This is a genomic window from Thermosporothrix sp. COM3, assembly GCF_059696735.1.
On record NZ_AP019376.1, the window covers coordinates 6,925,699 to 6,949,798 of the forward strand.

Sequence of the window (24,100 nt, forward strand, 5' to 3'; positions counted from 1 at the left end):
AATGGCCGCTGAACCAACAGTACTGGTGGTAGACGATAGTCCCACCGTTCGCAAGATTGTACAGATGACATTGCAAAAAGAGAACATCCGTGTCATTACCGCAAGTGACGGGCTGAGCGCTTTGACTTCAGTAGCCGATGAGATGCCTGCTTTGATTCTGCTGGATATCCAGCTTCCACGCATGGATGGGTACAATATTTGCCAGATAATACGAAAAAGCTTGCAGTTTCGCCAAATTCCAATTATTATGCTCAGTGGGAAGGACGGTTTGTTTGACAAGATGCGTGGCCGTCTGGCAGGTTCTACGGAATATCTGACAAAACCCTTTGATTCTGCGGAATTAGTACAGACGGTGAAAAAGCATCTTGCGAACTGGCAAGAGCGCATGCCTGTGCAGCAACCAGTTCGCCAGCGTGTGCGCTACCGTCGGGGCTAGTGTGCCGTTCTTGTACACTTTATCGGTGAATGATGACCAGTAAGGTGCATTCCGTGCAATAGCCTTTATTTCCCAATTCACTGGTAAATCTTGTATAGGAAAGGTTATAATTGGATGCCTGGGCAAAAAGTACTCGTTGTGGATGATAGTTGGACAGAACTGACAATGATAGCGACTCCTCTACGAAACAGTGGCTTTGAGGTGGTCACTGCGGTAGACGGAGATGAAGCGGTGGAAAAAGTTTTTAAAGAACGTCCACAGTGTATTGTCCTGGATGTAGTGTTACCAAAACAAAATGGTTTTCAGTTGTGTCGCAAGCTTAAAAGTTATGAGGCGAGTCGGCATATTCCGATAATCCTAATCAGCAGTAAAAATACTCCCCTGGATAAAGCCTGGGGATTGCGCCAGGGTGCCGATATGTATATTACGAAGCCTTTTAACGATGAGGAGCTTGTTGCTAGCGTGCGACGGCTGGTATAACCTACCAGCCTCGCCGCTTGAAAGAAAGCGGTACTTATTTTTTTATATGGCTTGAAGGTGTCTACGCGCCTTTTGCCCTTTGGAGTGTTTTTGTGTCCAGTGATGATCTGAAGATGTTGCAACGTGATAGACTCGCTGCCTTCCAGCAACTCCAGGCTCGCTTGTCCTCTCTCTCCCACTTGCAGGGAAAGCAAGATGTGGCTGAAGGCGCTGAACCGGCTGTTGTCGGTGAGCAGTATCTGGTGTTTACGCTGGCAGAGCGCGAGTATGCTGTCAAAGCGGAGCACGTGCAGGGAGTTGAGCGTCTTGGTGATCTGACTCCTGTTCCTAATGTGGTTCCCTGGGTTCGTGGTGTTATGAACTTGCGTGGAGCTATCGTGTCGGTGGTTGATCTACGTATGTTTCTTGGGCTGGAACAGGTGGCTTATACCCCTCGCACTCGCCTGTTATCATTGCAGTGTAATGAGATGGTCATTTGCTTCGTGGTAGATGCTGTCAGCGAGATGTTACCAGTTCCTGCCGCTGCAATCACTGCTGGAAATGTACGTCAGGCTACTATCCCTCACTGGGCTGTCCCCTTTGCTGCTGGGTGTGCGTTGCTCTCTAATCGTATGCTGATTTTATTAGATGTGGCACGACTTCTTTTCTCCGAAAAAATGCAGCGCTATCAGGCCATTAGTTAAAACTATGTAGAAGAATAAACTTATGGGTGTCCAGCTTGACAATGAATTCAGTTCAACAGGAGGTCTGGCGGATGAATCCTGATCGCAATAAAGGTGGAATGACCATTGATGCGATTATGCAGGTGGGTTTGGTGTGTTCTGCCCTTATCCCAATCGTTGCCCTTGCCATTGTTGCGCTTCTCGCGCTTACACTCTTCCCGGCACTGCTCGCGCAGGCTACGACCTTTATTATTATCCTGGTCGTGGTCGCGGCAGTGGCGGCTGGCGGCGTCCTCATCACCAATATGATGGTGAGAACGAAAGTCCTGGGCCGAGTGCAGAGCCTCATTGAGGTCTGTCGCGACTACGCGGCTGGCGATCGCAATGTGCGCGCATCGGTTGATGGCGACGACGATTTTGCTGTACTTGCGCTTTCGCTCAATTCGCTGCTGGAAAATCAAGGAAATAATGCGAATAATACTCTCGGTGGCGGCGGTGATGCGGCTGCTCTGCAAGCGCAAATTGAAAAACTGTTGCAAGAAGTCAGTGCGGTGGGTGATGGTGACCTACGGGTGCAGGCTGAGGTGACACCTGACACCCTGGGCGTTCTTGCTGACTCCTTTAACTACATGATTGAGGAGCTGGCAAAGGTCGTGGGTCGCGTGCAGTCAACCGCTGTTCAGGTGACAAACGCCACCCGGCGCATTCTTGATCGCTCTCAGGAGCAGACCCAGGCCTCTGAAGCTCAGGTGCAACAGATCTCGCAGACGACCGAATCCGTTGAAGCTCTGGCGAACTTCATCCAGAACGTTGCGCGTAACGCTCAGATGAGTGCTGATGTGGCACAGCAAGCGTTGAAAAATGCCGCTGCCGGTCAGCAAGCCGTGGGCCAGACGCTTGAAGGTATGAAACTGATTCGTGAGAACGTGCAGGAGACTGCGAAAAAGATTAAGCGCCTGGGTGAGCGTTCAAACGAAATCGGTGAAATCGTTCGTATTATTGCTGACATCGCTGACCAGACGAACTTGCTGGCTTTGAACGCTGCGATTCAGTCTGCTATGGCTGGTGAGCACGGTCGCGGTTTTGCAGTCGTTGCCGATGAAATCCGTCTGCTGGCTGAACGCTCGACCGAGTCAACGAAGCGTATCACCAATCTGGTGAAGAGTATTCAGGGTGATACGTATGAAGCTGTTGTGGCAATGGAAGATAGCACGCAAGAGGTGGTAAAAGGATCACAGCTTGCCGATAATGTACAAAATGCATTGAACTCTATCTACGCTGATGTGGAACGACAGGCTCAGATGATCGAAAGCATTGCTCGCTCCGCAAATGAGCAGGCAAGCGTTTCTGAGGCTGTGGCTGTGGCAATGGCTCGTATCTCGGAGATTACTCGCCAGACCGACGCCAGCACGCAGGAAGCCGCTGTCAGTGTAAGCTATCTGGCCGAGCTGGCCGAACAGTTGCGCGCCTCGGTGTCTACCTTCCGCCTGCCCGAACGGGTCACCAATGATATCTCTGGCTCGTTCCCGAACATGACCTCTGTGAGTGAGCTGTCCGATGAGAACAACGGTCAGTTTGGTTCGGCGCCCTTTATCTCCAGCCCGGATGGTGGGGAATGGCAACAGGGCTTCTCGGGTAACTTCCCGCCGCTGCCTGAGCCTGAAGACAATGAGTCTCTGCTGGCGCTCGGGTCGCGTTCTGGACAGTTCGGTTTCGATAGCCAGCCCGAGTTTGGGAATCAGGCGGGCTTTGGTGGTCCTCAATCGTTCTCTGGTCTCCCGGGGATGCCAAATCAGTTCTCGCCGTCCAATTCTGGCTTCTCAAGTCAGCCTTTCGGGCAGCAGGATTTTGCCGACTTGAATGGCTTTGATGGTCAGCAGCAGGGCTTCGGGAATTTCCAGGGGTCCATGTCGGGTATCGGGAATCAGAATCAGTTCGCTTTTCCGAATCCTGGCAGCACGCCAAATGCCTTTTCAAACTCTGGCCTCTTGCCGACTGCACAACCGGGACAGGCTGGTAATCCTGCCTCACGTCAGCGGCAGCAGGGAGGACCGCAGCAGAATCCAGACCAGTTCTCTTTTAACCAGGATCAAAAACCCTTCTAAGCTTTTTATGGGATGGGTTGTTTCGGATAAAGTAGCAAGCTAGTGCCGAAACGTTCCTGACATAATGCTTGTTCTCACTCTGGTATACTGTACCCCATTTAGCAAACATGTAAATGGGGTACAGCTTGAACCTTTTTCAAGGGTAAGGTCATGGGCGTTATTGAAGGATGAAGGAAGCCGCTACTTGCTCAGAACACAAATGTTAGTTAAGTGGGTTTGCGCAACATGTCGAATACGTTTGATAAACTATCAATCCTCGATTCGTTTATCGAAGAGGTGAATAGTTATTTGCCGGAAATCGAGGCAAACCTTGAGCGTCTGGCACAGTCACCCGGCGACATGGATGCTCTTGAGGAAACGTACCGTCGTACTCATACGATTGGCGGTTCCGCTTCCATGATGGATTTCCCTGGTCTGGCTCATGTGGCTCATGGCATGGAAGACATTTTGGGCGATGCTCTGGATGGTTTAGCATCTTTAGATGAGCCTACTTTGGGTCTTTTGCGTCGCTCGTTGGGTCGTTTATACCGACTCGTTGAAGGCATCCGTAGCGGTGTGAACGAAGAGGCGATTGTTGCTGAAGATGATGAGGATTACGCGCAGTATCGAGCTATGATGGATGCGGCTGAGGGAGGCAATCCCCCTCAGGCGACATCACAGGCTCAGACGATGGATGTTCCTGCCTCTCCTGCTCCCTTTGGAACAGAAGGGATGGCTCCTTATTCGTCTCTTCCTGCTCAGAACTTTGATTTCTCTGCGTTTACTCAAACTCAGAATGCGTTCTCTCCTGCCCTGTCTTCTACCCCTTCAATGCCTTCCCTGGATGAAATGGTAGAGGCCTTCCGCACTCCTTCGCTGTCTGCCGGAGAGGATATCGCCTGGCCTGAAGATCTTGTTCCACCTGGTGAAGAGCCTGAGCCGGTGCCACAATCGAACGACTGGAATGAGTCCTCGTCGTCTCAACTGCCTTCTTCCAGTGCTCTTGAAGCTTTGATATCTTCCTCCTCCATTGGTGAGGTCCCTGAAGCTCAGAAACCTGCTTCTCAGGATGCTTTCTCTTTGCTGACTTCTTCCGGGTTTCACGAGCCGCAGACGCAGCATAATGCATCGGGACAGCAGCAGGGATATGATATTTTTTCTTCTCTGGCTGCCACTCCTCAGCCGAGCCCGCAGCCGCCACTTCCTGTACCACAGGAGCCTCAGTTACCGCAGGCATATCATACCGTGCGCAATGATATCCAGACCCTGGAGAATCAGCTTGTCACGCTCAAGGATCTGGTATCGCAGGTTCGTTCTGCGATCTCGGTGGTTGAGGATCAGCGAACTGAGTTCCGGAGTTTCCTGGATGGCTCGAAGGATGCGTTAGAACGCATGGAAGATTGGGCCGGGCGCGCGATGGGATTGAATCTACGGAACAGCCCTGAGAAAGTGCGGCGGTATCTTCCACTTTCGGTCATGTGGGTATCCAACAGCAAGCTGAAAAAGGTGCTTGAGGTACTCAAACAGATAGCGGCCCGTATTGAGGGGTCGGACTCTCAATTGCTAGAGACTATCCAGCAGGTCCAGGAGTCGCTTGCAACCTGTGAGGCTGAGATCCTTCAGATGCAGGTTCCGGCTCAACCGTCTGCCTCGCTATCAGAGACAGGATGGAGCCCATGGGAGATGCAGGTCTCGCAGGATCAAGCGCAGTTGCGTCAACGGGTAACCTTTGAGCGTCAGGGCGATCCTGCTGCTATTCGGGCCGAGGTTGAGGCTCAGCTTCGAGAGGAGATGCGCCGGGAGATCGAAGCTGTGCAGGCGCAGGCACAATCGCAGATCGAAGAGGTTGCACGCCGCGTTCGTGAGGAGACGCTGCGCGAGGTTGAGACGAAGGAGACCGCGAAAGCTCGCGCGTTTGCCGGATCCATGGATCAGGAGGCGTTGCGTGAACTGGAGCGTCGACTGCGCAGTGAGATCGAGATTCAGGTTCGTCAGGAATTCTTGAACCAGATCTCCCATTCGGGGAGCATCTCCGATATGCCCCAATCGTTGACGAAAAATGATGCAGGGGCTATTGCGTTGAACTTTGGCGTTGGCAACACTTCAACTCAGCAGGTGCCAACTAATCTCCAGGCCCCCAAAGTACAGCCACCTGAGCCCGCAAAGCAGAATCCGATGGGGGGCGACTTTGGTGAAGAAGCTGCCGAGATTTTCCGAATGGAAGCAGAGGAGCATTTGCAGACGATTAGTGCTCGGACTGCTGCTCTGGAAAAAGACCCCGGGAATCTGGAGTTGATTCAGGCGATTCGCCGTGCAACGCATACGCTGAAAGGTGCGGCTGGTATGATGGGCTTCCGCCCGATCGCGGATCTCAGCCATATCTCGGAAGACCTCCTTGATAGCATTATGGAGCGGACCACACCCATTACGCCGCAGGTTCTGGGAATTATCCTGGATACCACTGAGGCGCTGGATATGCTGATTAATGGCCGTGGTGAGGGCGCCAGTAACCCTGAAGGGCTGGTACAGAAGATGCGCGCGCGCTATACACAGCTTCTCGGCGAGCATAGTGTGGCTGCCATTGGTCCCGCCCCGGATATGGATATCGATGAGGAAGACGAGCATCCGAACGCGCACCCGAACGCGCCGCACGTGTCCAGCGTGGTTGAAGGGGGAGCGAAAGCTGAAGGACAGGTTGCGAGTCGGGATCTGAATGTGCGTGTCCGCCTGCAAAAGCTGGACGAACTGGTAAACCTCTTCGGTGATCTCCTGGTAAACCGTAGTGTTCTTGAAGAGCGTATCCAGCGTCTGGCTCGTCTGGTTGCGGATGCCAGCGTCAGCAGTAACCGCTTGAATGATATCGGTCAGCGCCTGGGAACTAGCTTTGAAGCGGTTATGTTGCCCAGTGGTCGTTCTGTGAAGGTCGTCTCGAATAATGGTGAGCAGAGCCTGATCTTAACGAATGAGAAGACTGAGCAGCAAGAACCAGCTCACCTGGCAGACTTCGATGAGCTGGAACTTGACCGCTATACCGAATTCCACCAACTTACCCGTGGTCTCAGTGAGAGTATCTCGGATATGGCGACGCTGAGTGCCGAAATGGAGGCGATTATCCGTGAATGTGAAAACGTGTTCGCGCGAGAGAATCGCCTGAGCACGACGTTCCAGGATCGCCTGATGAAGGTGCGTCTCGTCCCTCTCTCCACCATGACCCCGCGTTTGTACCGCGCCGCGCGTGTGGTCGCACTGAAGCAGGGAAAAGATTTTGATTTCGATCTGGAAGGCAACGAGACTGAGGTTGATCGTACGGTGTTTGAGGAGATTGTTGGCCCTCTGGAGCATTTGATGCGGAATGCGGTGAACCATGGTCTTGAAGCTCCCGACATTCGTGCCTTAAAAGGCAAGTCTCCTAAGGGGCAGATTAAGCTCTCTGCCGGTTACGAAGGTAATCAGGTTGTGATTACGATCCGTGACGATGGAAACGGTATTGACCCCGAACGGGTACGGCAGATCGCGATTGAGCGCGGCCTGATCCGCCCGGAACAGGTTTTGAGTGAGAGCGATGTGGTAAGCCTGATCTTCCAGCCTGGCTTTTCTACTGCTGAAGTATTGAGTGAAGTGAGTGGGCGCGGTGTTGGTCTGGACGTTGTTCGCGATGCCGTTTCGCGCTTGCGTGGAACGCTTGAGGTTGAGACAACGCCGGGTCAGGGAACTGCTTTCACAATGAAGTTCCCGACCAGCCTTGCCATCCAGAACGCGATGATGGTGCGCATCGGGACACAGCAGTTTGCCATCCCGACGCTGGTGGTGGAAGCGATTGGACGTCTGGATAGCTTCAAGCGTACTGTGGTCGATCAACAGCCGGCGGTCCTGATTCAGGATCAGCACTATCCACTTCGTATGCTTGCCCAGTATCTGGGGCTGCCAATTGGCCAGCTTGACGAGAAATCGCAGTTGCTGATTGTTCACGCCGGTGGACACCATGTAGCACTTGTGGTCGATGAGATCAAGGGGCGCTACGACATCGTGATGAAGAGTCTTGGCCCGCATCTGCGCAATGTGCATGGTGTGGCCGGTGCAACCGTGCTTGGTAATGGTCAGGTGGTGCTGGTCCTTGAGCTAAACGACCTGCTCTCCACCCGAGAACGTACCAAGTTGGTCGCGAATATCACGGGCAATCAGCAGGGCGCCATGCGGCAATATGTCGATACTGCAGGACGCCCAACGACGGCTGCAATGCGACCGTCACCGACGTCTCCTGCGGCAGCCGACCGCGGTCGACATATTCTCGTTGTTGATGATAGCCCCAGTGTGCGCCGTGTTGTCAGTAATATGTTGAAGCAGAACGGCTGGGAGGTTCAAACCGCCCGCGATGGAGTCGAGGCGCTGGAAATGATCTCGTATGAGACACCAGCCGCGGTGCTACTTGATATCGAGATGCCGCGTATGGATGGATATGAGTTGATTGCAACGGTACGTGCGCAGGAGCAGTATCGCTCGCTGCCGCTGGTTGTTCTGACCTCGCGCGCAGCTGCCAAACACCAGCAGCGTGCGATGCAGTTGGGTGCAAGCGCCTATGTAATCAAGCCATATCAGGATGAAGATTTGTTGAATACCCTGTCTTCACTGGTCTATGGTACCTCTTCCCGCTAAGAGGAGCTGTACCGCGGGCCAGCGAGTGTCTCAGTGAGGAGCTGATCCTGATGGGAGTTGAACGAGCTGTTACGCGTTGGTATGTTGAACGACAGATGATTCTGGATGAAATAGCAGCGCTGGAGGCGAAGAAAGCGGCTCCCGCACAGGAGGATGGTGCTGTATCGGAACAGGCAGATTCTGCCGAGCTAGAAGAACAGTTAAAAAAGGCCCGGGAGAAGTTTCGTCTCCTGGGCCCTTGTCCTAAGCCGATGATGGGTTAGGCTTTTTCCTGTGCAATGCGCTTGACTGTTTCGATTACGCGATTACCCATCTCTTTGGTCCCAATAACCTCTTTTCCACTTTCGCGCAGGTCCGCTGTGCGATAGCCTTCATCAATGCAGCGCTCGACTGCTTTTTCAATGACTGTGGCTTCGTGTTCCAACCCCAGAGAGTGGCGCAGGAGCATCGCAGCACTGAGAATAGCAGCCAGAGGGTTTGCCTTATCCTGGCCTGCGATATCGGGGGCAGACCCGTGAATGGGCTCGTACAGCCCAAAGGTACCGTGTGCAGTGCGGCGTGTGCCCAGACTTGCCGAGGGAAGCATACCCATTGAGCCTGCCAGCATAGAGGCTTCATCTGTCAGGATATCGCCGAACAGGTTTTCGGTGACGATGACATCAAAGCTGCTCGGTTGGCGAAGCAGATGCATGGCGCAGGCATCAACCAGCAGGTGTTCAAAAGTGACATCAGGATACTCAGCGGCGACCCGTTCGGCGACCCGCCGCCAGAGCACTGACGAACTCAGAACGTTGGCCTTATCGACGGAGGTCACTTTCTTGCGGCGTCCACGGGCGATCTCAAAGGCGACCCGCACAATGCGCTCAATCTCTTCCTCAGTGTAGAGCAGGGTATCAATAGCCTCAGTTCCACGCTCGGTCTGGCGAATCTCGCTCGGTTTTCCTGGCACAGCGGGCTCAAGATGCCCGTAATACAGCCCGCCGGTCAGCTCACGTACAACGATCAGATCGGTCCCTTGCAAGACTTCGGGTTTGATTGTGGAGGCGTTGAGCAGGGCCTGGAAGGTGTGAACCGGGCGCAGGTTGGCAAAGAACTGAAAGCCTTTACGCAGTCGGAATAGCGCCTGCTCTGGTTTGACCTTTGCTCCTGGCGTTGCCCCACCAACTGCGCCAAAGAGAATAGCATCACTCTGCTCACAAAGCGCTACCGTCTCATCAGAAATAGCCGCGCCTTCTGCCTCTATTGCGGTCAGCCCGACCAGCCCACGTTGGAACGTAAAGGTGTGTCCATAGAGTTGGGCAACGGTTTCCAGCACTTTTTCAGCCTGTGCCGTAACTTCTGGACCAATGCCATCGCCGGCCAGAACGGTGATTGTGTAATTACCCAAGGTGAAACTCCTTCAAAACTGAGAGTAGTCTTTGCCGTTATCTTAACCCATTGCCCGCAGTGGCACAAGTGAGGAAATAAACCGCTTGGTAGGTGCTGGTATCCTGTGAGAAGGGGTTATTCGTGATAGGATAGAGGGGGGCTCAGCGAAGGTGAACTCGCTCGTTATCTGTGTGGCATAGCAGGCGGTAACGTGTTATAATAGGGCAGGTGGAATGTACAGAATATACATCACCCCCCAATGTTCTTATTACCCTGCATTATCTCAACCGAGCAATAGGTGCTGCTAAACCTTTGCACAGGAGTTCTTACTGATGAGCAGCAATATCACTGAAAAAGGGAATGTGCCTTCCGTCCCCGGGCGGCGCAAACCGGTGCCACTTGCTATGGCGACCGGCCCTTATGAATATATTCCTGGAGATCAGGAGTTGCCAGTCCAGTTGACCAGTCTGGCCGATATGTTACAGTGGGCACAGAACTGGGCACGCTCGAAGTCTGTCTGGCCGATGAGTTATGGACTTGCATGCTGTGCCATCGAGATGATGGCCTCGGCGCAGTCGCACTATGACCTGTCTCGCTTCGGGTCAGAGGTGTTTCGTTCCAGTCCTCGACAGGCCGACCTGATGATTGTAGCTGGCACTGTTTCTGTGAAAATGGGACCGCGTTTACGCCTGCTCTGGGAACAGATTCCTGAACCCAAGTGGGTGATTAGTATGGGACAGTGTGCGAACTCCGGTGGTGAGTTCTATGATAGCTATTACACAGTTCAGGGTGTGGATACTATTGTCCCTGTTGATGTGTATGTTCCTGGCTGTCCACCTCGTCCAGAGGCACTGATTGAAGGTATTCTCAAGCTGCGAGAGAAGATTGCCAAGCAGGGTCTCAAGGTACGTGGCGAGAAGGGAATTGAGGTGTAATCGATGCGCGGTATTCTAGAAGGTATGAATCTTACCTTCAGCCACCTGTTTCGGCCGAAGGTGACTCGTCTCTACCCCTACGAAAAACCGAAACTGCCTCCACGCAGCCGTGGACTCATTCAGTTGATTGCGCAAGAGGGCCTCAAAACAGAGTTCAATTTGAAATGCGAGGCATGTCTTCTTTGTGAGAAGGCGTGCCCACCTCGCGCTATCACGATTGAATATGAACCAATGTATAGCTGGAGACAGCGCCCCTGGTTCAAGTCTTATATCCGTGAGGGCGCAGAGAAGTTTACTCCACGCAAGATCCCGCCTGCATCTGGTATCTCGAAAGCTGGCTTCTACACTCAGCGTATCTCGGAATATGCAGTGCGTTACTACAACAAGCCAGTTGCTCCCTGCGTTGCAATGCCAGTAAAAGATCATCTGGAGCCTGAGATTGATTTGAGCAAGGTCGATGAGCTGCTTGCGAGCTGGTCATATGAGGCAAGCGCGTTGCCCGCGTTGCTTGATGCGATTATGGATCACTATGGCTACCTTCCCCTGCAAGCGGCGAAGCGTGTGGTTCAGGCTCGTGGCGTAGACTTGAGCGACGTTTTTGGCATTGCCACAATGAGTCCCAAGTTTAAACCAGCCCCCGCGGTGAAGGGTATCCGGCGTGATGACCAGCCTGAGCGCGGTCTGGCTCCCGATAAGCGCGGCGTCTGGGGAAATATTCATCATGTGAGGCAGCCAAATGCCTGATTTTCAGAAGTCATATATGGTTTTGCGGCGGCAAGATGATCCTGATGTTCGTTCTCTTGCCGCTTATCGGAAAGCCGGTGGCTACTCCGCTTTAGAGAAAGCGGTGCGCGAATTGACACCGGATCAGATTATTCAACAGGTCATTGATGCGAAATTGCGTGGCCTGGGTGGTGCCGGGCGACTTGCGGGCGAGAAGTGGCGCATTGTACGAGGCACTGAAGATAATCAGAAGTATGTTATTTGTAATGCGTATGATGCCGATAGCCAGTCATATGCAGCCCGTTCGCTTCTGGCCTTTAACCCTCATCAGGTAATTGAGGGTATCGTTCTCGCGGCGTATGCTGTTGGCGCGTCAGAGGCGTTCCTTGTCACACGCTCCCTCTACAAAGAGGGTGTTGAGGCGCTTCAGGCCGCGTTACAGGAAGCGACTGAAGCTAATCTGGTAGGCCGTGATATTCTTGGAACCGATTTTAGCTGTACTATCACTGTCATGGGCTACGATATGGGCTTTATGGGCGGTGAAGAGACAGTTCAAATCGCGGTGATTAAGGGCCGCCGTGGTATGCCGGAGCAGCGCCCTCCGTTCCCGGCTCAGTATGGTCTGTGGGATAAGCCAACCGCTATTAATAGCATTGAGACATTAGCAAATGTGCCTGTGATTGTGCGTAATGGTCCCGCTGCGTTTGCCAGCGCTGGTACCGGTGTCACCGGAGGCACCAAGATTCTCTCTATCTATGGCGTTGGTAGCACAGAACCGAAAGTCGTTGAGGTTCCATTTGGCACCACTCTGCGTGAGATTTTGAACCATGCCGGGGTGTCAGTTGGCGAGGATGAGGTTCGCGCTGTGGTCGTCGGTGGCGCTGAAGGTGGTGCTCTGCCGCTTTCGCTTCTGGATACGCCTTTCGATTTCGATCCAATTGAGCAGACCGGTGCGATCGTTGGATCTGGTGTCATTGAGTTGCTCCCCTCGAACACCTGTATGGTGGCGTGGGCAATGGAGCGCAGCCGGTACCTGAGTAAGGAGTCCTGCGGTAAATGCGTCCCCTGCCGCGTCGGGGTGAAGCGCGTGACCGGTATCCTGGAAGGTATCGTCAGCGACCTGGGCGTCAATGGTGATCTGGATGTGCTGGACGAATTCGCTTCTTATATCCCCAACTCCTCTATCTGTGGCTTTGGGGTACAGTCGATGAACTCGTTGAAGACGGCCAGGAAATACTGGCCCGAGCATTTCACTCTGCACGTTCAGGAATTACAGTGCCCGACAGGAACCTGTGTACCTGTGCGCTCTCATCGTTTCGTGACGAAACATGTTTTGCCTTAGTCAACAAGTAGCAACTCGGTAGAGGAAACTTATTCATGGCTATATCAATCCGAGATAATTTTTCGCTATCTACCAGGGAAGCACAGCCGCCAATGGTGCGCAATGAGATGGGTCATCCTAGCTTCACTGTGACCATTGATGGCCGCGTGATGCAGGCGTACGAGGGTCAGACGATCCTGAGTGTGGCGATCGATAATGGGATCACTGATATCCCGAATCTCTGTAATGACGAGAAGCTTGAACCCACCTCGGCCTGTCGCATGTGCCTGGTACATATTGACGGCTATGACCGTCCTTTGCCTTCCTGTAACACTCCGGCTGAGCCCGGCATGGTGATTACCACCAATTCAGATGAGCTCTTCCATATTCGGCGCACGAACCTGGAAATGATGCTCTCCGACCACAATGCCTACTGTCAGCCGCCGTGTCAGGTCGATTGTCCGACACACATCGATATCCCTGGTTATCTGGAACTGATCGCTAAGGGCGAGATGAAAGAGGCCGCACGTCTGGTGAAAGAAGTGCTGCCCTTCCCGTACATTCTGGGTCTGGTCTGCCCGGCACCCTGTCAGAAGGCGTGCCGTCGCGCGCTGGTTGATGAAGAAATCGCGATCTGTCGCATGCATGGCCACGCGGCTGAAACCTGCTTGCTTGATCCTCCCGTGCCATACGAGAAAGACCCAGCGACAGGCAAGAAGGTCGCGGTGGTGGGCGCTGGCCCCGCTGGTGCTGCTTGTGCGTTCTATCTCTCGCTGCGCGGTCACTATGTCAAGGTCTTTGACAAGCAGCCTCAGCCTGGTGGTATGCTTCGCTATGGTATTCCTGAGTATCGTCTGCAAAAGGATATGATGGACCGCGAGCTGAACCAGCTCTGGAACCAGCTTGGCATTGATCTTCAGTGCAACATTGAGCTTGGCAAGGACTTCACCATTGATGATCTCTTTGCTCAGGGCTTTGATGCTGTCTACCTCGCTATTGGTGCCTGGACCAGTAACCCTCTGCGCGTTGAGGGTGAAGATGCAGAGGGCGTCGTTAACGCAATCTCATTCCTCGGTGAGAAGGTTGAAGGTAAGTCCGTTCCTGTCACCGAAGGCGATGAGGTCGTTGTGATCGGTGGTGGTTTTACTGCCTTTGACTGTACTCGTACCTCTCTACGCCTGGGCGCGAAAGTACATACGATGTATCGCCGCGGTCGTAGCGAAATGGGTGCGACGGAGGAAGAGGTTGAGGACGGTGAGGCCGAGGGTACACATCTTCAGCTCTATGTGAGCCAGACCCGTATTGTCACCGAAAATGGCAAGGTGAAAGGGGTCGAGTTCCTGCGTAACAAGCTTGGTGAGCCCGATGCAAGTGGTCGCCGCCGCCCGGTGCCGATCCCCGGTTCTGAGTTCATTCTGGAATGTGATGCTGTTATCCCGGCTATCGGTCAGAAGCCAGATACCTCGGTGCTTGATGAGAAGTCTGGTGTGAAGTGGACCAAGTGGAGCACCATTCAAACGAACCCGCATAACTTCATGACTGACCGTGAAGGCGTTTTCGCCGGTGGTGACTGTCAGATGGGTGCGAAGACGGTTATCGAATGTGTGGCTCAGGGTAAACTTGGCGCTCGCGCTATCCATGCCTATCTGATGGGTGAGGATATGGATGAGGTGGCCCGCCGTCTCGAACTGGAAGAGCGCAAGCCTGATCTCTTCGACATTGTGCCTTACAAGCCCGTTGAGCCTAAGGTGAAGATGCCAATGCTTCCGTACGAGGACCGTGAGCGCAACTTCCGCATTATTGAGATGGGCTACCTGCGTGAGCAGGCACAGCGTGAAGCGGCTCGCTGTTTGCAGTGCGCCTGTCCTTCTGCTGGTCAATGTGACTTGCAGAAGTACAGTATCGAGCATGGTTTGGCTGATAACCGCTTCCATGATGGTGAGCCAAGCGACTATCACGATTACGATTTCGATCTGTCGCACAGCTTCATCCTGCGCGATCCCAACAAGTGTATTAACTGTACACAGTGTGTGCGCGTCTGTCACGATGTGATTGGCCCGGACTGCTACGGCATGTTCGGTAAGGGTTTTGACACGATCGTCTCGACACCGTTCAATGTCAGCCTGCACGACACTGATTGTGTGTCCTGTGGTGCCTGTGTTCAGGTCTGTCCGACCGGTTCGTTGATGATGGCCGAGCGCCACCTGACGCGCTACTCCTTCGCGCTGGATCGCTGTATCTTCTGTGGCGACTGTGTTGAGGTCTGCCCGCACGGTGCGCTGGGCGAGACGCCGAACTTCGAGCTCTCGTTCTTCAACCGCTTCGGCAGTGATGTCACGCTGGAGAAGGAAGATCTGGCGAACGCGCCGAACTATCTGGTGCGTCAGCGCCTGCCGCGCGGCAAGAAGAGCCTACCCGTCATGAGCCCGCTGGTGCGGCCGCTGCCCGCTCGCAGCATCCGCGAATAAGCAGTTTTCGGTAGAGCAGGAAAGGTCGAATCCCTTTTGTTGGGTTCGGCCTTTTCTTTTTCCTGTTTGTATTCCTGCAACAGGAGTGTATACTGTACATACCGTTTTTCTCTCTTCATCGGCATTGGGAGATGAACACGAAAAGCAAATGCAGAGAACGAATGGTATCCTGGTGTTATAGCTGATAGATGTATCTTTGACCTCTCTCCCCGCGCAGGAGAGGGCCGGGTCAGCGGAAAAGGAGAGACCGCGTTTATGGGAAACTCACAGAGATTACCATTTCCAGATGGGTTCCTATGGGGAACTGCCTCTTCTTCCTATCAATGCGAGGGCGGGAATATAAATAATCAATGGTACCGCTGGGAAGAGCAGGGACGCATTTTGAGCGGTGAGCATTGTGGCGATGCGGCGAACTGGTGGGAGGCTGCCGAACATGATTTTGAGCTGGCAGAACAGATGGAGAATAATGCCCTGCGGCTGAGTATTGAATGGAGTCGCGTGGAGCCATCTGAGGGCCGTTGGGACCGTGCGGCTATTGATCGCTATCGGGCCATGTTGCAGGACTTGCGACAGCGCAATATTACTCCCGCGGTCACGTTGCACCACTTTACTGAGCCTCTCTGGTTTGTTGAACGTGGTGGTTTTGCTCGAAGAGAGAATATTCGCCTGTTTCTGCGCTATGTTCATCATGTGGTAGACGCACTTCAGGATCTCTGTTCCTTCTGGATCACGATTAACGAGCCCAATGTTTATGCGGTAGAAGGCTATCTCCTGAAGAATTTTCCTCCCGGCGAAGGGAGTATTCTGCGGACGTTTCAGGTCCTCCATCATCTGATGCAGGCGCATGTCGATGCGTTCTATGTGATTCGACGGCTTCAGCCACAGGCCATGATTGGCTATTGCCTGCATTATCGTCTCTTTGATCCTGCTGATGCTCGCTGGCCGCTGGATCGTGCAGTTGCGGGTGCTCAGGATACCTTTTTCAATTGGGCTGCGCTCAGAGCGGCGGAAACAGGTTTCTTTCCCTTCCCTTTGAAACTGCTACTGGAGCCAGTTTATAAAGCTCCTGGGGCTCGTGATTATCATGGCATCAATTATTATACGCGGGAACTGGTGCGCTTTGATCCGACGGTGCCCTTTGAGCTTTTTGGACGTCGTTTTGTTAAGCCCGATACACTTCGCAATGATAAGGGGCTGGATCAGGATTTTGGGGAGATTTACCCCGAAGGAATGTACCGGGTGTTGCAGGGTGTCTACCGGCGAACCCGCGGCAATAAGCCGCTCTACATTACAGAGAATGGTTTCTGTGATGCATTAGATGATCGCCGTCCTCGCGCGATCTTAGAACATCTGGCAATGGTATGGCGGGCGATTCAGGAAGGGATCCCGGTTCGTGGCTATTTTTACTGGTCATTGACTGATAATTTTGAGTGGAACAATGGCTGGTATGCACGTTTCGGCTTGATCGATGTTGATCCGAAAACGCAGGTCCGAACGCCACGGCCCAGCGCCAGCATGTTTGGGGAGATCTGCCGCGCCAATGCTATTACAGAGGAGATCGTGGCCCGTTACGCTCCAGAGGCGCTGGAAACCATCTTCGGCCGGCAGAAGGAAACACAAAGCGAACTGGCTGTTTAGATCATTTGATCTTAACGAAAAGATCCGTCTTCTATAATAGAAAGGGGTTTTTCTAAAAAGGCTGAGTTTGCGTGCTCAGCTTCTCCGAGCTTTTGTCTTTTTGAAGCGCTAAAGGAATAAGCATGGATATAGGGACATCCTATGGTTTGGCATTATCATCCGGTATAAATGCATACCTTCCTCTTCTGTCTTTTGCGATTGCAGTTCGCTGGTTACATCTCTATACCGTCCAGCCCCCATTTGAGTATGTTACATCCGATTGGTTTATGATCGTGCTGGCTATTCTAGCATTGGCCGATCTCTTTGCCGATAAGATTCCTGGTGTTGATCATGTCTGGGACGTAATTCATACGGTCTTGCGCCCGCTAGCCGGGGCGCTGGTAGCGGCGGTCAGTCAACATCAGGTCAGTGGGGCGGGGCTGGTGGTTCCGGTTGTACTTGGAGCCGGTCTGGCGGGCCTGGCTCATGTGACGAAGGCCTCAGTCCGCGTGACCTCAACTGCGACCAGTGTAGGCTTTTTGAATCCCATTATCAGTGTACTTGAAGATATCGGTATGTTGATTGGAACAGCGTTATCGCTGCTTGCTCCGATTGTCATGGTGATCGTTATTGTATTGTTTGTCCTATTCTTCCTGCTGACTGTGCCGCGGTTGCTCAAACGCTGGCGCAATCGACGCATGAAGCGGGCGGTCGCTGGAAGCTGACGACGTTATTCAGGAGAAAAGCCAGAGCGTGCCTGAGTGCCGAGCAGAAGACAGAGAAAGGGCATGCTCTGCTTTCCCGGATTCCATGCTGGTGAGCCCGGTAAAGCGAGGGGAAGACTGCGTTGCTGCTGAATAGTCTCTTCCAGAAGGGCCTGTTCCTGGAGCCTGTCAACCGCGAGAAGTGTAGTGTGAAGAATGGTGGTCGCGGCTCGGCTGGCGCGGTCGCTGATCGTGCGGGCCCATGCTTCCCCTAACCAGAGACTTGCACGCAAGCGCTCTCTTGTTGCCTCGTTCTGCTCCTCACTTGTTGTCCCCAATCGTTCCCAGGGCCGCCAGATGCGCCATGCACGCTTGAGATACATCAGGGCGGTACCGGGATGCTCTCGGCCTAATTGATACACGCCAGTGACAAATTCAAGCCAGCCCCAGGCCCGTGCCGCCTCGAACGTGGCTGTCTGGAAAGGGCCGGTCTCTGTTTGGACAAGTGGGAGATCGCCGCACTGGCGCTTGAGTGAGGTGCGTGTGCGGGAAAGGAGTTCTTCTCCTTCGTAGAGGTGCCCATGCAGACAGTTGCGAAACGCTTGCTGTGCTCGCTGCATATTGGTTGCAAATGAGTCCTGGTGCTCAAACATGAGGAACCCTTCCTTTTATGCTCGACCTTTGCTACTATCTCTATAAGGAGAGCTTACCATAGAAAAAAGGGTGTGCATAGCCTCCTGGAAGCCAGGTCTTTTTTGTCGCTTTTACCGTATAGAGTAGTGAGGAGGTGACCTCCTTCCGTAGGCTCCGGCAGGTAGCTTGTCGCGGCAAATAGAACGTGTTACACTGTCAATTTGGAATGATTGTAGTATTTTAGTCGAACTACATTCAGACATCTTTGAATAAAAGAGGCTGGATTTATAATATGGAAGCAACAACGTCTATCTCAGAGATGCTCAAGTTTGTGTTTGGGTGTAAGGTATTTTGCTCGGATGGTGAGGCGGGAACACTGACTCATGTCATTCTTGATCCCTCCTCGCGTCGTCTCGCTGCTATCGGTGTGAAAAAAGGCTTTCTTTTCGGCAAAACGATGTATGTTCCTTTTGAGGGTATCAGAAGTGCCTCGGGGGAAAGAGTGGACCTCAAGTTGAGCAGCGAGGAATTCGCGCAGGCATCCACAAACGAGCCTACTGGCGTCGTTATGGATAGTGGCAGTATCGTACAGAATGAGGGGACATCCGAAAGAGGAAGTCTGTCTCTGCTTGCTGTCGAGCCGGATAGCGGTGAAGTGAACTATATCGTCGCTCGTGGTATCCGCCAGGGCCAGAGCCTGATGATTCGCAAAGAGTATATCAAGCAACTTGAGAACAAGCATATTGCCACCGCAGTTCCTGAGTCGGTCTTCAAGGCACTGCCACGTTATCGCCCTGACTCTGAACTACAGAAGGAAGTAGAGCAGATCCTGTTCGATTTAACTCCTCTGCATGTGGATTTCAAAGGCATGGACGTTCGTGTGCTTGATGGTGTCCTGTACCTGGATGGCAATATCTCCAGCTCGCTGCGGGGGGATATTGTGAGAGATCAGGCGCTGGGTGTTGAAGGTCTGCTGGAGATTAAGAACCGCCTGGTGGCTGATGATGAGCTTGCCAGTGATCTGGCCGCCGTACTGGCGCACGATCCGCGGACGGCTGATCTGCCAATTGGGGTGTACCCGCGTCTGGGTGTGGTGCGCTTGAGTGGTGCGGTGCGCAACGAGCAGCAGAAGAATACGGCTGAGGTTATTGCCCGCTCGTTCTCTGGCGTGCGGGATGTGGTGAACGATCTATCCGTTGATCCTAAAACGAGCGCTCTGCATGTGCTTACCGCTTCGGTGGGCAGCGACGGAACCGAGATTGTTCCCGGCAAGTATATCAGACACACCAAATAATCCGAAAGCCCTCTCTCAGATGAAAGAGGGCTTTTTTGTGTCTTTTTTTTGATTACCCGAGAGCCTGTTCAAGATCCTGTAGAATGTCGTCGCAGTGTTCGATTCCGGCGGAGAGTCGAATGCAACCCTCGCTAATACCCAGTTCTTGAAGCTCACGCTTCGTTTGTGTGCGATGCGATGAAATAGGCGGATATGTCACCAGTGTGAACACATCACCCAGGGTGGTAGCAGGAAGGCAGAGTTGCAGGCTGTCCATAAAACGGAAGGCTGCTTCACGCGTTTGCTCTTTCAGGTCAAATGAAAGCAGGCCCCCATAGAGGCCAGGCCGAAGCAAGCGGTTTGCCAGTTCGTGGTGTGGATGCTCTGACAGACCCGGATAATAGACATGGGCCACTGCTGGATGTTGCTGTAAGAATTCGGCGATGCGGGCAGCGTTCTGGCTCTGACGCTCCATACGAAGGGCTAGAGTTCGCAGTCCTCGCGTCATCAGGTGTGTCTCAAAGGGGCTGAGAATGGCTCCCAATATGATTGCGTAATTGCGTACCTGACTGAGCAGGGCATTGGTGGCGCTTACCACAATTCCACCCGTGCTATCACCATGTCCCCCTATATACTTGGTGGTACTATGGACAACCAGGTCAAAACCATGCTCAATAGGCCTGACAAGATAGGGGGTGGTAAAGGTGCTATCAACGATGGTCACGGCTCCGATGGCTCTGGATGCGGTGCTGATCGCATCCAGATCGACCAGCTTGACCAGGGGATTAGAAATGGTTTCGACGAAGATGATGTCGGGCTCTTCTTCCTCGATCACCTCGGCAACGTCGGGAGTACAGAGATCCTTCAGAACAATGGTGACGCCCTGAGGGGCAAACACTTTTTGAAAGAGGCCTATTGTCGCCCCATAGAGGTCTTTTGAGGCGAGAATTTTAGCTCCCGGTGCGACTCCTGCCGCAAGGATTGCGGCGTGAATGGCCGCCATTCCAGAGCCAAAAGAGACGGCTCCTGCTCCCCCTTCAGCGGTAGTCATGGCCTCTTCAAACGTATTGGTGCTGGGGTTCCCGTGACGAGCGTAAACGAAGGCCGGTTCACCTTCGGGAGTAGTTCCCTCGAATGCCTTATCGAGAGCCTCGACTGAGTCATACAGATAGGTAGTACTGGCATGGATCGGCTGAACGGTTGGGGTCCCTGTTGGCAGAGCAGACAGGGTTGTGCGTCCGCTGTGGATCAGGAGCGTTTCGAGATCCCAGTCTTTTTTGTTCGTCATAGAAGTGAGTACCTCGCCATAAGCTAAAATGAGGGAGAAAAGCAGGCGCTTTCTCCCCACAATTAAGGTGTACAGAGACAGTTTATGTATTGCAGCGTTGCAAGCAAGTCGCTGATTGGCGGGAGATCTGCCACGGTCTCCACAGGTGTATGTGTTACCAGGGCATTGTAACGATCTGCCAGTACAAGGCAGGGGCGCAGCTCATGGGTCTCGTTTTTCCAGGAAGTGTAGCGCTCTATGACCGTTCCCTGTGGATCAGAAAGCAGTGGGAATGGAAGATGCAAGGTTTCCTGTGTATGCAGGTTTGTGATGACAGGATCGGCTGTAATGCTCAGAATAGCACAGCGTTCCTCACGTATAGCAGCATAGTGCTGAGCATATGCCTGGAGCACTGTCTGCTCTTCCGGTGTCCTCGAGCTCTGCAAGATGAGCAGAAGCAAATTTTCATGCTGCTTATAATCCCAGGGGCTATGGGGCATCCCATCAGTGCCTGGCAACGTAAAGATAGGGATAATCTGTCCCTGTTCCAGCGCTGGGGCTTGTGGCATAAAGGACCTCCTGATGTAAAAGCTACCCTGAAGCGTTCCAGAGGAAGCGGTTCTCTGTCGCCCGGTCAGGTGTTCTTCCTTATTGTATTACAAAACAGTGTATTTCTACATCTCTACACTTGAGAGGATAGGAGTGGGAGTACTTTTTCTTCAAGAGCCACAGCAACCCCTTCCTCGGCGTTGGTTTGCGTGACATAATCGGCGTGTGCCTTGACATCATCAGCGGCATTACCCATTGCGATGCCCAGACCGGCAAGGCGTAGCATCTCAATATCATTATGATTATCGCCAAATGCGACGATTTCTTCGGGCGCAACGTCGAGCATCCGGGCGACGCGAGCTAGGGCTTTACCTTTTGAGACATCTGGATGCAGGAATTCCAGGAGATCGCTGGCGGCCCGAGTCACATAGAGCTGGCCTGCGAAGCGCTCTTCAAAATAGGGAAGCGAGCGTAGCACATTGGCCGGTTCACCCACTCCCATCAGTTTGACGCAGGGTTGTGGATAAATGGTGGTGACATCCTCAATTATCACCGTTGGTGGCGCTGGCGGCAGATACCAGAATTCGGCTCCCGGCGTGCCCTGCTCTGCATAGACGTAGGTATTGGTATGATAGACACGGAAGAACTGCTTTTCTCGTAGTGCCGCCAGTGCATCATGCACCAGAGAGAGGGGAACCAGAGTCTCGTGAAGGATAGTATCATCTTTCGGGTCAACGATTACTGCTCCATTACAGGTTACTTGTGGTTTTGTTAATGGGAGCCCCGCGCAGAGGGATCGCAGCGCGGGATAGGACTGCCCGGTTGTTATCACAAGTTCCATGCCAGATGCCACGGCCTGCTGAATAGCGGCTCGTGTGCGCGGCGTGATCTTGCGCTCGGGGGTAAGAAGCGTGCCATCAAGGTCAATTGCTAAGAGTCGATACACAGAATACTCCTGATTATGAACAGATGTGCTTATCGCATGCCAATAAAACCTCTTCAGTATATCTGCCAGTTCTTGACTTTGGCAAACAGACAAGCCTGTTTCTGCTTGTCAAATGGGTAGTAAGTGCTTATACTTTCAGCAAGAGTAGAAGAAAAAGCAGTGTTTGCTACTACTGAAAGGATGAAATGTCATGTTGGGAAATCAGAGGGAGCGTTTACCAGATGTGGGCTCATTATTGGTTGTAGGGAGCGGCAAAGGAGGTGTCGGAAAATCAACGGTGAGTGTCAATCTGGCTGTAGCGCTGGCCCGAGCGGGGGCAAGTGTCGGGTTACTGGACTGTGATGTTTATGGACCGAGTGTGCCGATGATGCTCGGTGTGCGCAAGCGAGCGGCAAGCAGTGGCTTTCGTGCGATGTTGCCTCTGGCTGAGGCGAAAAATCTGGCTCCGGAAAAAAAGATTCCTCCATTGACGCGATATGGAGTCAGGGTGATGTCTGCCGGGTTTTTCATCGGAGAAGAGCAGGCCGTGGCGGCTTCGTCCGATATGCTTGGCTTGTTGATCCGCCAGTTGCTGTACTCGGTCGATTGGGGCAGGCTTGATTATGTGATCCTTGACCTTCCGCCGGGCAACGGAGAGCCACAGCAGACGCTCTGTCGGGAAATGGCGCTCGATGGGGCTATTCTGGTCACAACGCCTCAGGATATTGCGCGAATTGATACCGCGAAGGCGCTTGCGATGTTTCAGAACGCTGATGTGCCGGTGCTTGGTGTCGTGCAGAACATGGATGGCTTATTGTGTCCTCATTGTGGTGAGCGGATTGAGATCTACCCGCATAGCAAGGAAGTGCGCACAAGACTGGACCAGGTCCCGGTTCTTGGCTCGTTGCCTCTGGACCCGATGGCTGCCCGATGGAGTGATGAAGGGGTTCCGGTTGCCATCAGCATGGCAGAAACGCCGTTTGGGCAGGCTTTTTGCACGCTTGCCCGTGAGGTACTGGCACGACAGCAAACGCGTAATAGCAGTAACGAGTAACGATGAGGATGGAATGAAGGAAAAAGTCAAAGGCTGGCTCGCAGGTTTGATTTTTCGTTTGATTGCCTTCTGCACGCTCGGGCAGATCTCTCCTATTTTGAGTGCCTGTGTCATTGTTGAGCAGAATGGAAAGATCCTTCTGATAGATCGTTCGGATGGACTCGGCTTTACCATTCCTGGCGGCATTGTGCGTTATGGCGAAACAATCGAGCAATGTGTGCTCCGCGAGGCTAAAGAAGAGACCGGCTACGAGGTGCAGCTCGTCGGGCTGGTTGGTATCTATTCTGCGCTGAAAAGAGATCCCCGGTTTCGCGCCGTCTCTATTGCGTATAAAGGCGTTATTGTAGGAGGGACCGAGCATGGTTCCGGTGAGGGTCTTCCCTGTTGGCGTTCTCCTGAAGAGGTTTCCGGTGCAATGGCTTTTGATTGTGAAATGATGTTACAGGACTATCGCTGTGGCAAGGTGCGTCTCTCCTGAGTGTCTGTTATGGTATAGTAGTGGGGCGGATGCTATCTGGCTATTCATTCTAGCAGAGAAGGAGAATAATTTCGTATGTCGATCTGCCCTATTTGTGAGGATACGGGACTCCTCAATTCAGACTCGACAAAGCCCGAGTTTTGCTATTGTGCTGCTGGCAAAAAGGCGCGGCGTCAGTGGGAATTAGAGCGCGAAAAAAGCACATCTAAACCTGCAAGCTTTATCGATATCACTGAGCTGGAACAGGTGAATGCGAGCGTGGATGCCTTGCGCGCTTCCTTGCTTGGTTCAACTGCTTCGGAGGAGAGGGCCCCGCATAAGCAGCCTGTGGTACAGCTTCTGTATCGTGTGGCGCATCCGGGGCATGAGATTTCTGTGGTGGAAGCAACTCAGTTGTATGACCTGGCGAAAACGCTGGAAGGGTTTTTCGGAGGGCTTTCTGCTATTGGTCGGAAGCGGTGAAGGGGAAG

The 24,100-nt window shown here is 53.1% G+C and carries 21 protein-coding genes; 16 read left to right on the forward strand and 5 right to left on the reverse strand.

Going from position 1 to position 24,100, the window contains the following annotated elements; all coding sequences use genetic code 11:
- Window position 1 precedes the first annotated feature (1 nt).
- The 6 genes from KTH_RS29615 to KTH_RS29640 all read left to right on the forward strand — a co-directional run bounded on the left by KTH_RS29615 (window position 2) and on the right by KTH_RS29640 (window position 8,578).
- Window positions 2-436, forward strand: coding sequence for a response regulator (locus tag KTH_RS29615; RefSeq protein ID WP_111322187.1), 435 nt, complete (start codon window positions 2-4; stop codon window positions 434-436).
- Window positions 437-574: 138 nt separating this feature from the next.
- Window positions 575-916 carry a response regulator transcription factor gene (locus tag KTH_RS29620; RefSeq protein ID WP_497622484.1) on the forward strand — a complete coding sequence of 114 codons (342 nt, stop codon included), beginning with the start codon at window positions 575-577 and terminating at the stop codon, window positions 914-916.
- 92 nt (window positions 917-1,008) lie between these two features.
- Window positions 1,009-1,599 (forward strand): chemotaxis protein CheW, encoded by a 591-nt coding sequence (locus KTH_RS29625; protein WP_497622486.1) that lies wholly within the window; start codon window positions 1,009-1,011, stop codon window positions 1,597-1,599.
- Between the two features lie 41 nt (window positions 1,600-1,640).
- Window positions 1,641-3,683, forward strand: coding sequence for a methyl-accepting chemotaxis protein (locus KTH_RS29630; RefSeq protein ID WP_497622488.1), 2,043 nt, complete (start codon window positions 1,641-1,643; stop codon window positions 3,681-3,683).
- 225 nt (window positions 3,684-3,908) lie between these two features.
- Entirely contained in the window at window positions 3,909-8,315 is a 4,407-nt protein-coding gene (locus tag KTH_RS29635) for a hybrid sensor histidine kinase/response regulator (RefSeq protein ID WP_497622490.1), read from the forward strand.
- Between the two features lie 50 nt (window positions 8,316-8,365).
- Window positions 8,366-8,578: a hypothetical protein gene (locus KTH_RS29640; protein WP_111322197.1), complete on the forward strand. Its 213-nt coding sequence runs from the start codon at window positions 8,366-8,368 to the stop codon at window positions 8,576-8,578.
- Here KTH_RS29640 and leuB read toward each other — a convergent pair.
- Window positions 8,575-9,702, reverse strand: coding sequence for a 3-isopropylmalate dehydrogenase (gene leuB / locus KTH_RS29645; protein WP_111322199.1), 1,128 nt, complete (start codon window positions 9,700-9,702; stop codon window positions 8,575-8,577). The genes KTH_RS29640 and leuB overlap by 4 nt on opposite strands.
- 313 nt (window positions 9,703-10,015) lie before the next feature.
- On the opposite strand from leuB, the gene KTH_RS29650 reads away from it, so the two are divergent.
- From KTH_RS29650 to KTH_RS29675, 6 genes are all read left to right on the forward strand, one after another.
- Complete coding sequence (locus KTH_RS29650; RefSeq protein WP_111322201.1) at window positions 10,016-10,618, forward strand: NADH-quinone oxidoreductase subunit B; 603 nt, start codon at window positions 10,016-10,018, stop codon at window positions 10,616-10,618.
- Between the two features lie 3 nt (window positions 10,619-10,621).
- Entirely contained in the window at window positions 10,622-11,362 is a 741-nt protein-coding gene (locus tag KTH_RS29655) for a hypothetical protein (RefSeq protein ID WP_111322203.1), read from the forward strand.
- Window positions 11,355-12,683, forward strand: a complete 1,329-nt coding sequence (locus tag KTH_RS29660; protein WP_497622493.1) for a complex I 51 kDa subunit family protein — start codon at window positions 11,355-11,357, stop codon at window positions 12,681-12,683. The genes KTH_RS29655 and KTH_RS29660 overlap by 8 nt, the downstream gene beginning before the upstream one ends.
- Before the next feature lie 35 nt (window positions 12,684-12,718).
- Window positions 12,719-15,130 carry an FAD-dependent oxidoreductase gene (locus tag KTH_RS29665; RefSeq protein ID WP_111322207.1) on the forward strand — a complete coding sequence of 804 codons (2,412 nt, stop codon included), beginning with the start codon at window positions 12,719-12,721 and terminating at the stop codon, window positions 15,128-15,130.
- Between the two features lie 255 nt (window positions 15,131-15,385).
- Entirely contained in the window at window positions 15,386-16,768 is a 1,383-nt protein-coding gene (locus tag KTH_RS29670; RefSeq protein WP_497622495.1) for a glycoside hydrolase family 1 protein, read from the forward strand.
- A 122-nt stretch (window positions 16,769-16,890) separates the two neighbouring features.
- Window positions 16,891-17,472 carry a DUF4126 domain-containing protein gene (locus tag KTH_RS29675; protein ID WP_497622497.1) on the forward strand — a complete coding sequence of 194 codons (582 nt, stop codon included), beginning with the start codon at window positions 16,891-16,893 and terminating at the stop codon, window positions 17,470-17,472.
- Window positions 17,473-17,477: 5 nt separating this feature from the next.
- Here the strand turns inward: KTH_RS29675 and KTH_RS29680 are convergent, their stop codons facing one another.
- On the reverse strand, window positions 17,478-18,104 hold the full coding sequence (locus tag KTH_RS29680; RefSeq protein WP_111322213.1) for a hypothetical protein: 627 nt from the start codon (window positions 18,102-18,104) through the stop codon (window positions 17,478-17,480).
- Between the two features lie 272 nt (window positions 18,105-18,376).
- On the opposite strand from KTH_RS29680, the gene KTH_RS29685 reads away from it, so the two are divergent.
- Window positions 18,377-19,378, forward strand: a complete 1,002-nt coding sequence (locus KTH_RS29685; protein ID WP_111322215.1) for a BON domain-containing protein — start codon at window positions 18,377-18,379, stop codon at window positions 19,376-19,378.
- Between the two features lie 52 nt (window positions 19,379-19,430).
- Here KTH_RS29685 and KTH_RS29690 read toward each other — a convergent pair whose 3' ends face one another.
- The 3 genes from KTH_RS29690 to KTH_RS29700 form a co-directional block, all read right to left on the reverse strand.
- Window positions 19,431-20,645, reverse strand: coding sequence for a trans-sulfuration enzyme family protein (locus tag KTH_RS29690; RefSeq protein ID WP_111322217.1), 1,215 nt, complete (start codon window positions 20,643-20,645; stop codon window positions 19,431-19,433).
- 62 nt (window positions 20,646-20,707) lie between these two features.
- The gene (locus KTH_RS29695; protein ID WP_111322219.1) at window positions 20,708-21,193 is read right to left on the reverse strand and encodes a redoxin domain-containing protein; all 486 of its coding nucleotides are present in this window, start codon (window positions 21,191-21,193) and stop codon (window positions 20,708-20,710) included.
- A 113-nt stretch (window positions 21,194-21,306) separates the two neighbouring features.
- On the reverse strand, window positions 21,307-22,119 hold the full coding sequence (locus KTH_RS29700; protein ID WP_170142564.1) for a Cof-type HAD-IIB family hydrolase: 813 nt from the start codon (window positions 22,117-22,119) through the stop codon (window positions 21,307-21,309).
- A gap of 190 nt (window positions 22,120-22,309) precedes the next feature.
- Here KTH_RS29700 and KTH_RS29705 point away from each other — a divergent pair, with 190 nt between their 5' ends.
- From KTH_RS29705 to KTH_RS29715, 3 genes are all read left to right on the forward strand, one after another.
- On the forward strand, window positions 22,310-23,152 hold the full coding sequence (locus KTH_RS29705) for a P-loop NTPase (RefSeq protein WP_111322223.1): 843 nt from the start codon (window positions 22,310-22,312) through the stop codon (window positions 23,150-23,152).
- A gap of 13 nt (window positions 23,153-23,165) precedes the next feature.
- On the forward strand, window positions 23,166-23,630 hold the full coding sequence (locus KTH_RS29710) for an NUDIX domain-containing protein (RefSeq protein ID WP_170142565.1): 465 nt from the start codon (window positions 23,166-23,168) through the stop codon (window positions 23,628-23,630).
- Between the two features lie 75 nt (window positions 23,631-23,705).
- Entirely contained in the window at window positions 23,706-24,092 is a 387-nt protein-coding gene (locus KTH_RS29715; RefSeq protein ID WP_111322226.1) for a hypothetical protein, read from the forward strand.
- Window positions 24,093-24,100 lie beyond the last annotated feature (8 nt).